We start from the raw sequence: 13,912 nt of genomic DNA, 5'->3' as shown, positions 1-13,912 counted from the left end.
TAACAGATTAGGTCAGGCATGTTACACATGAACAACGAGGTGCTACACCAAGCTCAGGAAGATTTAGAGATAAACATTGAGGAATGTACTGCTGTTTCACAAGCCAATACAGTTTTGCAACAGGAAATTAGCGATCGCCAGCGTGTAGAGACATCATTAAAACAGCAAATTGAGCTACAGCGATTGGTGATGGCTGTTGCACAGCGCATCCGCCAAAGTTTGAATCTGAACAAGGTTTTAAACACGACTGTAGCTGAAGTACGACAGTTGTTACAGGCAGACCGAGTATTTATTTATCGCTTTGAGCCAGATTACAGTGGGGCTGTGGTAGTAGAGTCAGTCGCCGAGGGTTGGATTTCTGTTCTGAACGCCCAAGTCCAAGACACTTATTTCATAGAAACTTGTGGTGAAGAGTACAGACAGGGATGCTTCCAAGCTGTAGCAGATATTTATACAACAAATCTTACCGAATGCCATCGCGATTTACTTGCTCAGTTTCAAGTCAAGGCAAATTTGGCAGTCCCCATTTTACAAGGAGAAAATTTGTGGGGATTATTAGTTGCTAACCAGTGTGAGACATCCAGGCAGTGGCAATCGTGGGAAATCGATTTTCTCCAACAATTGGCAATGCAGGTGGGTATTGCCATCCAGCAGTCGGAACTGTATGAGCAGGTACAAACTGAACTTGCTGAGCGCAAGCGGATAGAATCGGGTCTAAGAGCACGGGCACGCCAGCAAGCAGCCGTAGCCAAACTAGGTCAATTGGCTCTGGCCGATACAGACTTGTACGCATTAATGAACGAAGCTGTTGCTCTGATTACTAAAAGCCTTGAGGTAGAGTATAGCAAGGTTTTAGAACTGCTTCCTGAAAACAACAATTTACTTTTAAGAGCAGGAGTCGGTTGGCACTCAGAACTCATGGGAGATGGAATAGTAGGTGGAGGAAGTGACTCTCAAGCAGGCTATACGCTACTTTCTAGTGAACCAGTAATTGTTTACGACCTTCGGGAAGACACGCGGTTTAGTGGCCCACCATTGCTACAAGACCACGGAGTAGTCAGCGGTATTAGCGTCATCATCCAGGGTCAGAAACAACCTTTTGGTATTTTAGGTGCACACACAACCAAACACCGAGAGTTTACTCAAGATGATATTCACTTTTTACAGGCGATCGCTAATGTGCTGGCTACGACAATTGAGCGCAGATGGGCAGAACAAAAAATCCGTGAACAAGCGGCTCTACTCGATATCACCACAGACGCGATTATTGTCTGCACTCTAGAGCAGCAAATTTTATTCTGGAATCAAGGCGCTGAGAGGCTGTACGGCTTTTCGGCAACAGAAGCGAACAAAAAAAATGTTAATAAGCTTTTTCGTCAAGAAATTTCGCCACAACTCGAAGAAGCGGAAAAGATTGTGATTGAGTATGGCTCGTGGCAAGGTGAATTGCGTAAACTGACAAGATCTGGCAAGGAAGTCATCGTCGCCAGTCGCTTGATACTAATGCGTGATGAAGCAGAGCAACCCAAATCCATCCTCATTATTGATACCGACATCACTGAGAAAAAACAATTAGAAGCTCAATTTCTCCGTGCTCAACGCCTGGAAAGCCTTGGTACACTAGCTTCGGGCATTGCCCACGACCTCAACAACATCCTGACGCCCATTATGTCCTCAGCGCAAATGTTGGCGCTCAAACTTCCCAATCTCGACGCGCGCTATAAGCCACTGCTAAAGGTTCTCGAACAGAACTCTAAACGTGGAGCGGATTTGGTTAAGCAAATTCTGACGTTTGCACGTGGTTCTGAAGGCAGGGGTGTTACTTTGCAATTAGAATACCTACTGTTGGAAATTGAGCAAATTATTAACAGCACATTTCCCAAATCTATCAAACTTAGTAAGAGTCTACCTACACAAAACCTCTGGACTATAGTGGCAGATCCCACACAAATGCATCAGGTGTTAACGAACTTATGCGTCAACGCTCGTGATGCAATGCCCGAAGGTGGCACTTTGTATATTTCAGCAGAAAATTTATTCGTTGATGAAAACTTTGCCAAGATGAATCTGGATGCTCATGTGGGTTCCTATGTGGTCATAACTATCTCAGATACGGGATTTGGCATCCCCCCACTAATTTTGGATCGAATTTTTGAACCCTTCTTCACAACTAAAGAATCGGGCAAAGGCACAGGGCTAGGTCTACCAACTGTAATTGGTATTGTCAAAAACCACGGTGGTTTTATTAACGTCGAGAGCGAGGTAAGCAAAGGTACTAAATTTCAGGTCTACTTGCCTGCTGTCAAAGAAAGAACAAAGCAGCAAACAGAGAACTTAGAATTACCTAATGGCAACGGAGAACTAATTTTAGTTGTAGATGATGAAGCCGCTATCCTAGAGATTACCAAAACTTCGTTAGAAGACTACAACTACAGAACCCTAACAGCTAGTAATGGCATTGAGGCAATCTCATCCTATGCCCAGCACAAAGATAAAATCAGCATTGTGTTGATGGATATGATGATGCCATCGATGGATGGGTTAACTACCATTCGCATCCTGCAACAAATGAACCCACAAGTCAAAATTATTGGGATTAGCGGCATCGCGGCAAACAACCAGCTTGTTGAAGCTGCTGGCGCTGGCGTCAGTGTATTTGTGAAGAAGCCCTACACTTTCTACGAATTATTACACGCAATTGACGACGTTTTGAGCGAGCCATAAGCCGTCAGTTTAACTTCTGGCGGCTCTATATTCTCTATTATTGAGTATTCACTGAAATTATCTGACACACGAAAATTCACGCAGAATTTTTATTAGAAGGCTGTGTTAAGAATACCTCATCAGCCTCATCATTAAAAGCTGCTGTTAGATCAGGGCTAGTAATTGCTATGGCACTTTCATGCCATTCATGGATTATGGCGTCAATCAAATCCCATGCATGCATTGTTAGAGACATCAGTTAAGCGAAAAGCTTCACTAACCTCTTTTAATTGTCAAAAATGATGCTTAACTGGTAAGTAAATTTTACAAATAGCTCGTCATGCTGAAGTTTGAGACTTTTTGAAGAAATTCTTTTTTTAATGAGATAACTTCCAAAAGGTATTAAGTTAAGTACATCTACCCAAGGTGAGATGCGAGTTCTACAAGCATGATATCCAAAACAAAAACCAGTCAAATTCTGCAAGACTTGAATAATCAGCAAACAACTCAGCAGACTTCTAGTCTAGTGTCAAGACAAATTAGCGATCGCTATATACTCACGGTCTTGATACTCAGCTCATTCGTTGTTGCTTGCACTAATATATTGCAATCTAACCTATTTAGTAGCAAACTGGCATATTCTCAAAGCAATTGAGCAGAGTAAACAAATTTTTGATGAATGAAAGTAAGTCAAATAAAAGGTAAAAATTAGAACGCAGATTTAATCATAAAAACCCATTTTTCAAAGACTTAAAAAACATGCTGTTTATTGCATAAATACTAAAAAAAGAGGTGATAAATTCCATATTGGCATCTCAGTATTGACTCTGATTACAAACCTATTGAATTTCATCACTGAGTAGTATTGTCTTTTACTGTTACTTTGATTTTTCGGGACTATAACTTATGAAGTTTTGGAATAAGCACCTAACAACTAAAGTTGCCAGTTCCTTCTTACTCCTGTCTTTAGTGAGTGTTGCTGTCGTAGGAGGAGTAGCCTTCATGCAAGCTAGAGAAGCTTTAAAGCAAGCCGCCTTTGAGCGATTAAGTGTAACTGCAACGCTCAAAGAAGAAGAAATTTCTCGATGGTTTGCAGATCAACAGCGAGATTTTTTGTTAACAACTCAATTTCCAGACGTACAAGCGAACCTAAAGATACTCCTAAGTTATGAAATATCTAATGCAAAACATCATGCCGCTTCCACAATTGTCTCTAAGTACTTCATGGAGGTAACTAAACTTAAACCGAATCTTAACGAGATTTTTATTCTTGATCGCAGCAATCGGGTCATTTTATCTACTGACAAGCGGCGTGAACGTCAGTACGAAGTTTTAGCAAACATGACTGATGTTGAACACATTGAGCCGGGAGACTCCTTTGCTCCTATCTTTTATGTCTCCCATGTAACTAATAAGCCATCAGTTACCTTAGCGACACCTTTACGTGACGCGGTTGGAGTAAGACAAGGTGTGCTTTTAGCTCATCTAAACTTAGACCAAATTGATCAAATCATCCGCGAGCGTACAGGCTTGGGTAAAAGCGGCACAACCTATTTAGTTGGTCTCATAACTAAAAATACCTTTATCTCAAAAGCGCAAGTCAACACACAAGAAGTCTCTGAAAGTGTCAGCAGTCAAGGTATTGATGCGGCCATGAGTGGAGTTAGAGGCTTTGGACTTTATCGCAACTATGCTGGAGTACCAGTCATTGGAGTGTATCGCTGGCTAAACGGCCAAGACCTGGCCTTAGTAGTTGAGATGGATCAAGAAGAAGCATTTGCTCCAGCTCGTCAGATCGCAGGGACAATCATGCTGGTGGGACTGGGGTCAGTGGGAACACTATTGATTGGAGTGTATTGGTTGATGCGAGAGTTAAAAATGTCTCGTGAACAGTTAGAAAATTACAGCCGTCAATTGGAGGTAAAAGCCCAAGAAGCCGAAGCTGCAAATCTTGCCAAAAGCGAATTTCTGGCCAATATGAGCCACGAACTCCGTACCCCCCTCAACAGTATTCTCGGCTTTACACAGCTCATGACTCGCGATCGCTCTTTGAGTCCTTGTCAGTTAGAACATCTAGAAATAATTAATCGCAGTGGCGAACATTTGCTGACCTTGATCAATGACGTGTTGTCAATGTCCAAAATTGAAGCCGGACGAACGACACTAAATGAAAATAGTTTTGACTTGTATTCTCTACTTGACTCTTTCGTAGAGATGTTGCGACTCAAAGCAGAATCTAAGGGCTTACAGCTAATCTTTGAGCGTACTCCAGAAGTCCCGCAATATGTACTTACAGACGAGAGTAAATTACGTCAAGTCTTGATAAATCTCCTTGGTAACGCCATTAAATTTACTGAAGAAGGTGGTGTTATTTTGCGAGTCGGAATCAAGCAAGAAGCCGAAGCAAGACAAAATTCTCAGTCCCCATCCTGCTTGTTACATTTTGAAGTCGAAGACACTGGGCCTGGTATTGCACCAGATGAACTGGAGAATTTATTTAAACCCTTTGTTCAAACGGAAACTGGTCGAAAATCTCAACAAGGAACTGGTCTTGGTTTAACTATTAGCCAACAATTTGTGCGCCTGATGGGGGGAAACATCTCTGTTAGCAGTAATTTAGATCAAGGAACGATTTTTGCTTTTGATATCAAGATTAGCCTAGCAAAAGTGACTGAAGTTAAAACTCGACAGCTAAAACGACGAGTGATTGGTCTTGAGCCTAGTCAACCAAGGTATCGCATCTTAGTAGTTGAAGATAAATGGGAGAATCGGCTACTCCTAGTCAAGATGCTGACATCACTTGGCTTTGAGGTACGTGAAGCTAAAAATGGTCAAGAAGGGGTAAATCTCTGGGAGACTTGGGAACCTCACCTAATTTGGATGGATATGCGGATGCCTGTGATGAATGGGTATGAAGCCACTAGACAGATCAAAACCCATTTAAAAGGTCAAGCTACTATCATCATTGCTCTGACTGCTAGTGCCTTTGATGAGGAACGATCTGTAATTTTATCTACAGGCTGTAACGATTTCGTACGTAAGCCATTCCGAGAAGAAGTAATTTTGAACAAGATGGCTCAATATTTAGGAGTACGCTATATCTATGAGCAAGAAGCCCTGAAAGTAGACCAATTTGGCGAAAATTCAGAGATTGAGTGTTGCTCATTAAAAGAGGTGCTGACTCGAATGCCCTCTGGGTGGGTGGAAAAGCTACATCAAGCAGCACTGTGTACCGATGAAAAGCTAATTTTCAGCTTGCTTGAGCAAATTCCTCAAGAATCTGCCTACTTGGCAAACACCCTGGCTGATTGGGTCAATAACTTTCGTATTGATAAAGTCATTGATTTAACACAATCAGAAGAGAATGAATAATCATCTTCAGTCATTTAAAGCAAATATTCTAGTTGTTGACGATACACCAGATAATTTGCGACTTTTATCTGCAATGCTCACTCAAATGGGGTATGAAATTCGCAGAGTGATCAACGGGCAAACAGCTTTGAAGACAGCGCAAGCCGCCCCGCCTGATCTAATTTTGCTCGATATTATGATGCCGGAGATGAATGGGTATGAAGTCTGTCAACATCTCAAAGCTTCGGAGAAAACCTGTGATATTCCGGTGATTTTTATTAGCGCTCTGGATGAGGTACTCGACAAAGTTAAAGCCTTTGCCGTTGGGGGCGTAGATTACATCACTAAACCGTTTAGTGAAGAAGAAGTTTTTGCTCGTGTAGAGAATAACCTGACTATTCGGAGGTTGCAAAAGCAACTCACCGAGCAAAATATCCGGTTGCAAAAGGAAATTTGCGATCGCCAAAAAGCAGAATTAGCACTGCGACTCAGCCAGTTTTATTTAGACAGGTTTAAGGACTCGATATTTTTTATTAATTCAGATGCTCAAATTGTCTATGTGAATGAAGCAGCTTGCCAAACTCTTGGTTATTCACGCGAACAACTGCTGACCATGACTGTTCACAATATCGATCCAAATTTTTCAGCGGTTACTTGGTGCTTACAATGGGAAGAACTCAAACACAAAGGTGCTTTCACCTTTGAATCTATTCACCAAACTCAAGATGGTCGAGATATTAGAGTAGAAATAAACCTCAATTATCTAGAGCTAAATGGACAGGGATATCATTGTGCCAGTGTTCGCAATATCACCACTCGCCCACAGCAGAACAACTAGACCATTGTAGAGACGTTGCAATGCAACGTCTCTACAAGCAATGCAACGTCTCTACCGAAGGATTTGTTGCAATCATTAATTAAATCGGTATGAGAGGATGTCTGAAAACTTTTTGGTGTTGTATTCGAGACTTGTAGATCCCCCTAAATCCACGCCACTTGCTACAAGTCGGGAAACCCGACGACAGTCGCCTCAAGTCGGGAAACCCGCCCACGGCGCTGTCTCCCCAACACAGTGGCTCCCTTTAAAAAGGGGGACTTTGATTCCGGTTCCCCCCTTAAAAAGCTACGGTGTACACACAAGTCTTCTAGAGTTGCCCCACGGACTTTTGCTCCCCCCAACCCCCCTTCAAAAGGGGGGCAAAAACTTCTTAAAGTCCCCCTTTTTAAGGGGGATTTAGGGGGATCTATAACGATTTTGGTTTTGTACAGAGATGTGTGTACACGGTAGCCTTAAAAAGGGGGGCTAGGGGGGATCAAGCGAAATATTTAATACTTCTCAGACATCCTCTGAGAGCAAGGATTTATGCCAGAAACCTATTGACTTCCTACAAATATATTGAGAAGCTAATAGTTAGCTTATCTAAACGAAGGAAGTGCATCGAACTTGTGACAATAATAACAGGGCAAGCAAATCGGTCAGAACCGCCTGAGTGCGGGGCAAGACCGATCATTCTAGAAACTCAGGGACTCACACGCCGCTTTGGCAAGGTAACTGCCGTTGAGCACCTAAACATATCTGTGGAACAGAGTGAAGTATTTGGCTTGCTTGGCCCCAATGGGGCAGGTAAGAGTACAGTTATTAAGATGTTGACGACTTTGCTGCCTTTGAGTAGTGGGAAGGCAATCCTGGCTGGTTATGACGTGACTCGGCAAGCCACTGCTGTTAGACGGGTTATCGGCTATGTGCCTCAAGCCCTCTCTGCTGATGGCAGCCTTACTGGTTACGAAAATCTCTTAATTTTTGCCAAGCTGTACGAAATTCCCTGGAAGAGACGCGATCGCCATATTCATGATATGTTGGCGTTCATGGATTTACAGGATGCCGCAAATCGCCTAGTGCGAACTTACTCTGGTGGCATGATCCGCAAGCTGGAAATAGCCCAATCAATCCTGCATCAACCGCGAATTTTATTTCTTGATGAGCCGACTGTAGGACTAGATCCACTAGCTCGGACTCAGGTATGGAAACTTGTGCAACAACTCTGTGCAGATTATGGCACAACTATATTTTTAACAACCCACTTTTTAGAAGAAGCCGACAGTCTGTGTAGCCGAGTAGCGATTATGCAGCAAGGTAAAGTTATCACTACAGGTACACCCAGTGACTTAAAAGCCTCTCTAAATCAGCCTAACGCAACTTTGGATGATGTGTTTATTTATTATACAGGCGACCAATTAGCATCAGGAGTCAGCTACCGTGAAACCGCAAGAAACAGACGTGCTGCTCAGCGGTTGGGTTGAGCCACTACCCATTCGCCGGGCTAATGTGATCTCTGCAATTCATGAGCTAGTAACAAAATCCCTTGTAATTGCAGAACTTGAAGTGAGGAAACTGCGACATGATCCCACAGATTTAATTATACGAGCCGTACAACCAGTATTATGGCTACTAATTTTTGGGCAAGTTTTCTCCCGTACTAAAGCGATTCCCACAGGGAACTTACCCTATTTGGACTTTATGACCGCTGGTATACTAGCACAGAGTGTGCTGTTTGTGGCAATTTTCACTGGTGGGATGACGCTGATTTGGGAGCGCGATTTAGGAATTGTGCATAAATTCCTGGCTAGCCCTACACCTCGTGTAGCAATGGCGTTAGGCAAAGCAATAGCATGTGGAGTACGGTGCTTATCACAGGTAGTATTCATTTATGGATTGGCATTGTTGTTAGGTGTCAAACTCAATCTCCATCCCCTGGCGATTCTGAAAGTGCTATTGATAGTCATGCTGGGAGCAGGTTGCTTTTGTATTTTTTCATTAATTATTGGCTGTCTGGTAAAGTCACGAGAGCGGATGACAGGAATTGGGCAATTGTTAACCATGCCGTTATTTTTTGCCAGTAATGCTATTTATCCCATCTCACTGATGCCAAATTGGTTAAAGTTTATTTCCCGCTTAAATCCCTTGACTTATGAGGTTGACGCCTTACGCGGTACGATGCTGCTGAATGGTACTAGCCTCCATGGTTTTGGTCTGGATTGTACAATTCTCTTGGTAACATTAATAGGCTTGACGATTATCTGTGGAAAACTTTATCCACGGGTAGCAATGTAATCAGGAGAATAACCGTCCCATGACCTTGGATAAACCCGCTAAAGGTGCAACTTCCCAAGAATGTGCCGCTATAGTGATGGATACAGTTCCATTGGTGATGCGGTTTATCCGAGCGGATATGCGTGCTCACAGCGCTGCTTTTTTATCTATACCTCAGTTGCGATCGCTAGCATTTATCAACCGAAATCCAGGAGCCTCAATATCGGAACTGGCAGAACATCTAGGTGTTACTTGTGCCACCGCATCCGCCACAACAGAACGCCTAGTACAACGCAACCTAGTAGAACGCAGTGATCATCCTCAAGAGCGGCGGCGGGTTATCCTGAATCTGACTGAAGATGGCAAGCATCATCTTAAGCAATCCCAAGATCAAACTCGTGCTCATATTTCTGACCTATTGAAAGATCTTACCGCAGAACAAATTTCAAATATCGAAGAAGGCTTAGCTCTACTCAAAAATGTCTTCGAGCAAACGGAACTCAAATCTCTAGATCCCTAACTGCTGAACAATTGCTTTCTAGTTGGCGGTGGTCAGATCCCCGACTTCTTAAATAAGTCGGGGATCTAATAGCGAGACTTACATCTCCAGCACCTCACGTACCAAAGAAGCCAATTTCTCAGCACTATCGGGAACAGCGATCGCTTTTGCTTTCTCTCCCATTTTTGCCAACTCATCTGGCGATCGCAACAAATTCAACACCTGAGTTTGCAATATTTCAGCTGTCAACTCTGATTGCTGAAATGTTAACGCCGCACCAGCTTTTGTAAATATATCCGCATTGTAGGATTGATGGTCTTCCGCAGCAAAAGGGTAAGGAATCAAAATCGCTGGCGTTCCACACACCGCTAATTCTGTTAAACTACCCGCACCAGAACGACTAATTGCTAAAGAAGCTCGTCGCAATAAAGCCGCCATGTTGTCGTAAAAGGGCAACTCTATATACTGCGAATGCTTTAGATTATCTGCTTCGGGATCGCGATCGCCAGTTAAATGCACGACATACGCACCAGCATCAAACCAAGCTTGAGCTGATTGGCGCACCAACTTATTCACTGCAACTGCACCCTGACTACCACCAAAGACGACAATCAAGGGAGCACCATCAGGAATGGGAAAATCTAGTGGTGTATTAAATCTTTCATCTAAGAATTGCGATCGCACGGGAGTACCTACGCAGACATTTTTGGCACGAGGTAAATACTTAGTAGCTTCTGTAAATCCCAGAGCTACCGCACTGCACCAAGGGCCAAAAAAGCGAGTCACTTTACCAGGTAAAGCATTAGATTCGTGAAAAACCACAGGTAAACCGAGGGAACGCGCCGCGATGACGGCTGGCCCTGCAATATAACCTCCTGTGGTAAACACCCCTTGAAAATTTCCCTGTTTGAGAATTCGCCTAACTTCCAGAATCGAACTGATGAGTTTACCCAAGATGCGGATAGAGGAGAGTCCAAACCCTTGCTGAAACCCTTCAACTGCAATAGTATGCAAAAGATACTGTTTGGGGACAAGTTGAGTTTCTAGGCGATTGGGTACGCCCAGCCATTCGATTTCATAATCTGGCAGTTTTTGTGCCAGTGCGATCGCTGGAAATAAGTGTCCACCAGTCCCACTGGCAGCTATTAGTAATTTTATCGGTGCGTTTGCCATCAAACCTCTACCGTTTAGCGCCTAGCTTAACTAAGATAAAACAATTTCCCTACCTTTCTACTCAAATCAGTAAACTCTTACCAATGAATAACATTATTGCCTTATTAGTGAAACGCACTCCCAAATTTCCCGTTAGTATCTGGTTGATGTTGTTCCTACTGACACTTGGTTTAAGCAGTAGTTGGCAACGCGCTCAAGCTAATACACCACAACAATTACTTAAATCTGGGGAACTTGCTCAACGTACTACTGTTCAAAATGCACCCGCGGAACTGAAAAATCTGTTGACACAAATTGATGCAGCCGCTAGTAAAGGCGATGTCAAAGGGGTGATGCAATTCTACGGTACTAATTTCATTCATGGGGATGGATTAAATCGTCAAACTTTGGAAAAAGCTTTAACTTCACTCTGGCAAAGATATCCAAATCTTCGATACAGCACACAGCTACGCTCTTGGAAATCTGAAGGTAATGCGATCGTCGCCGAAACAGTAACTAATATCACTGGCTTACCCTCTGCTAACAGTAATAATGTAGCTCTTAATGCCTCAATTACATCGCGTCAGCGCCTTACAAATGCAAAAATCGTTCGCCAAGACATTTTGGCAGAACGCACCCTACTAACTTCTGGTAGAAAGCCACCCCAAATTGATTTCAAATTACCCCAACAGGTGAGAGTCGGTCAGAAATATAGTTTTGATGCGATCGTCCAAGAGCCACTGGGTGAGGATTTTCTCCTGGGAACAGCTTTGGAAGAACCTATCCAACCAAATAAATATCTCAACCCCACAACTGTAAATTTGGAATTACTTACATCAGGCGGACTTTTTAAAGTCGGACAAGCACCATCTACCCCTGGTAGCCAATGGGTTTCTGCTGTGGTTCTCAGAGGCGAAGGTCTGACAATGGTAACTCAGCGTTTGCAAGTCGTGAAAAAGTAGTGGTCTGTCTCATTAGATCCCCGACTTCTTAAAGAAGTCGGGGATCTGACCACCAAACTTTTGCAACAGACCAGCAGTTATTTAATCAAGAGTCTAAAGTCCAAATATTGACCATTGACTTTTAACCAACAATGATTTCTCTGGAAAATAAAATTATTTTGATCACTGGTGCAAGTAGTGGCATTGGTGCTGCTTGTGCCAGAATCTTCGCGGGTACGGGTGCGAAACTGATTTTGGCGGCGCGGCGATTAGAACGTTTGCAACAGCTAGTAGAAACGTTACATGTAACGTCTCTACAGATTCATTTGTTACAGCTAGATGTGTGCGATCGCGCTGCTGTTGAATCTGCTATTTCTACCCTACCGCCTTCTTGGTCTGATATTGATATCCTAATTAACAATGCTGGTCTGAGTCGCGGTTTAGACAAGTTGCACGAAGCTAACTTCCAAGACTGGGAAGAAATGATTGATACCAACGTTAAGGGTTTGCTTTATCTCACGCGTTATATTGTTCCTGGAATGGTAAGTCGTGGTCGTGGTCATGTAGTAAATCTAGGTTCCATCGCCGGACATCAAACCTATCCTGGTGGTAATGTCTACTGTGCTACAAAAGCTGCTGTCAGGGCAATTTCTGAAGGCTTAAAACAAGATTTGTTGGGAACCCCTGTACGTGTAACTTCTGTTGACCCAGGTATGGTAGAGACAGAATTTAGCGATGTGCGCTTTCATGGTGATACTGAACGTGCCAAAAAGGTTTACCAAGGAGTGACTCCCCTCACTCCAGAGGATATAGCTGATGTGATATTTTTCTGTGTTACGCGATCGCCTCATGTCAATATCAACGAAGTCGTACTTATGCCGGTTGACCAAGCTAGCGCCACATTGGTTAATCGACGAACATAAAAGTACCCATATTATAAGAAGACTAGGTTGCTAAACCCATGCAAAATACTACCAACGTTGAAAAAACTAGGGTGACAGCACTCACAGCCATTAACACAGCAAAAGTTCTCACAATTTTCTGCTTGGTAGCTTTTGCTGTCGTCTTCGGGATCCAAGACTTTCGACAGGTTATTTATCTGTGTCTGCACATTAGCTATTGTCTGTGGTGGCTAATGGAACAGTGGTTTTATCCCCAGCGACGACAGATATTTAATGAACCTATGGGGATTAGTGGGTTCGTCTCTGTATTATTTTTTATTGGGCTTTTGTATGCCCTACCAGGATATCTGGCATTTACCAATCCCGTCCCTCTATCAATGACGGCGACTGCTATAGCACTGCCACTATATACTTTTGGTACGCTGATTAATGCTACCGCTGATGTCCAAAAGCTTGCCGCTAAGCAGCACGGTGCGGGGCTGGTTCGTGATGGAATCTGGCGATTTTCTCGTAATATTAATTACTTAGGCGATTTATTGCGGTATCTAAGTTTTAGTGTAGTGGCTGGTTCACCTTGGGCTTATTTAGTACCACTAACAGTTTTGTTTACTTATCTCCAGCGTATGTCCCAGAAAGACCAGTCAATGTCCGCCAAATATCCAGAGTATGCTGAGTACAAACAATCCAGTGTTCGCTTGATTCCGTTTATTTGGTAATTACTATTAAGATGCAGGTTTGGTCGAATAATTAATCATTCTAAAGATATATTTTTGCCAGTCGCAGACATTTTTCTGTCTGCGATTTTTTTATCAGATTAGTTGCAAATCATACTCATTTCGACTATGATTTATTTAGAAAATTGGATAAATAATCCCAGCTATGGAAAGCCTTGTAATCGGTGCGATGCCTGCGGCGGGCTACGCCTACGCTAGTTTAGGCGCAGGACTTGCCACAGTCATCGGTGCTTTGCCAGTTTTATTACCAATAAATCTCACACAGCGAGTGCAGGGAATCATGCTGGGGTTTGGTGGGGGAGTGATGTTAGCAGCAACATCCTTTTCCTTAATTGTGCCAGCAAAGGAAGCAGCAATAGCTCAAGGTCAATCCCAAGCTAGTGCAGCTTTAATCATTGTTGCGGGGATGCTGCTAGTAGTCTGCCAAGGCAATTTTGCTAGGTTAAATGCTCGGATATAAACGCTGCATTTTTTTACGTGCATCCTTGGTTTTAAAACCCCAATAGACGCTGGCTTTTTTTTGATTGCGTTCTTTCTCC

12 protein-coding genes are annotated in these 13,912 nt (G+C 43.1%); 10 read left to right on the top strand and 2 right to left on the bottom strand.

Annotation, left to right across the window (positions count from 1 at the left end):
• Positions 1 to 27: 27 nt before the first annotated feature.
• On the top strand, positions 28 to 2,724 hold the full coding sequence (locus tag FNW02_RS00060) for a GAF domain-containing protein (RefSeq protein WP_225225313.1): 2,697 nt from the start codon (positions 28 to 30) through the stop codon (positions 2,722 to 2,724).
• A gap of 76 nt (positions 2,725 to 2,800) precedes the next feature.
• Here FNW02_RS00060 and FNW02_RS00055 read toward each other — a convergent pair whose 3' ends face one another.
• Positions 2,801 to 2,959 carry a hypothetical protein gene (locus tag FNW02_RS00055; protein WP_225225312.1) on the bottom strand — a complete coding sequence of 53 codons (159 nt, stop codon included), beginning with the start codon at positions 2,957 to 2,959 and terminating at the stop codon, positions 2,801 to 2,803.
• A 650-nt stretch (positions 2,960 to 3,609) separates the two neighbouring features.
• On the opposite strand from FNW02_RS00055, the gene FNW02_RS00050 reads away from it, so the two are divergent.
• From FNW02_RS00050 to FNW02_RS00030, 5 genes are all read left to right on the top strand, one after another.
• Complete coding sequence (locus FNW02_RS00050; protein ID WP_191755570.1) at positions 3,610 to 6,075, top strand: hybrid sensor histidine kinase/response regulator; 2,466 nt, start codon at positions 3,610 to 3,612, stop codon at positions 6,073 to 6,075.
• Positions 6,068 to 6,892 carry a response regulator gene (locus FNW02_RS39840; protein ID WP_191755569.1) on the top strand — a complete coding sequence of 275 codons (825 nt, stop codon included), beginning with the start codon at positions 6,068 to 6,070 and terminating at the stop codon, positions 6,890 to 6,892. Before FNW02_RS00050 ends, FNW02_RS39840 begins: the two co-directional genes overlap by 8 nt.
• 608 nt (positions 6,893 to 7,500) lie before the next feature.
• Positions 7,501 to 8,355 carry an ATP-binding cassette domain-containing protein gene (locus FNW02_RS00040; protein WP_191755568.1) on the top strand — a complete coding sequence of 285 codons (855 nt, stop codon included), beginning with the start codon at positions 7,501 to 7,503 and terminating at the stop codon, positions 8,353 to 8,355.
• Entirely contained in the window at positions 8,312 to 9,166 is an 855-nt protein-coding gene (locus tag FNW02_RS00035) for an ABC transporter permease (protein WP_191755567.1), read from the top strand. The genes FNW02_RS00040 and FNW02_RS00035 overlap by 44 nt, the downstream gene beginning before the upstream one ends.
• A gap of 19 nt (positions 9,167 to 9,185) precedes the next feature.
• Positions 9,186 to 9,665 carry a MarR family winged helix-turn-helix transcriptional regulator gene (locus FNW02_RS00030; protein ID WP_191755566.1) on the top strand — a complete coding sequence of 160 codons (480 nt, stop codon included), beginning with the start codon at positions 9,186 to 9,188 and terminating at the stop codon, positions 9,663 to 9,665.
• A gap of 78 nt (positions 9,666 to 9,743) precedes the next feature.
• Here FNW02_RS00030 and murG read toward each other — a convergent pair whose 3' ends face one another.
• Positions 9,744 to 10,817: an undecaprenyldiphospho-muramoylpentapeptide beta-N-acetylglucosaminyltransferase gene (gene murG, locus FNW02_RS00025; protein WP_191755565.1), complete on the bottom strand. Its 1,074-nt coding sequence runs from the start codon at positions 10,815 to 10,817 to the stop codon at positions 9,744 to 9,746.
• A gap of 83 nt (positions 10,818 to 10,900) precedes the next feature.
• On the opposite strand from murG, the gene FNW02_RS00020 reads away from it, so the two are divergent.
• From FNW02_RS00020 to FNW02_RS00005, 4 genes are all read left to right on the top strand, one after another.
• On the top strand, positions 10,901 to 11,758 hold the full coding sequence (locus tag FNW02_RS00020; protein WP_191755564.1) for a nuclear transport factor 2 family protein: 858 nt from the start codon (positions 10,901 to 10,903) through the stop codon (positions 11,756 to 11,758).
• A gap of 131 nt (positions 11,759 to 11,889) precedes the next feature.
• On the top strand, positions 11,890 to 12,660 hold the full coding sequence (locus FNW02_RS00015) for an SDR family oxidoreductase (RefSeq protein ID WP_191755563.1): 771 nt from the start codon (positions 11,890 to 11,892) through the stop codon (positions 12,658 to 12,660).
• A gap of 38 nt (positions 12,661 to 12,698) precedes the next feature.
• Positions 12,699 to 13,355, top strand: coding sequence for a DUF1295 domain-containing protein (locus FNW02_RS00010; protein WP_191755562.1), 657 nt, complete (start codon positions 12,699 to 12,701; stop codon positions 13,353 to 13,355).
• Between the two features lie 163 nt (positions 13,356 to 13,518).
• The gene (locus FNW02_RS00005; protein WP_225225311.1) at positions 13,519 to 13,833 is read left to right on the top strand and encodes a ZIP family metal transporter; all 315 of its coding nucleotides are present in this window, start codon (positions 13,519 to 13,521) and stop codon (positions 13,831 to 13,833) included.
• Positions 13,834 to 13,912 lie beyond the last annotated feature (79 nt).

It is taken from the genome of Komarekiella delphini-convector SJRDD-AB1 (genome assembly GCF_014831675.1).
In the GTDB taxonomy this organism is placed as follows: Bacteria; Cyanobacteriota; Cyanobacteriia; order Cyanobacteriales; family Nostocaceae; genus Komarekiella.
Note: the sequence above shows the minus strand (reverse complement) of the source record. Positions and strands in the feature narration are given on the sequence as shown.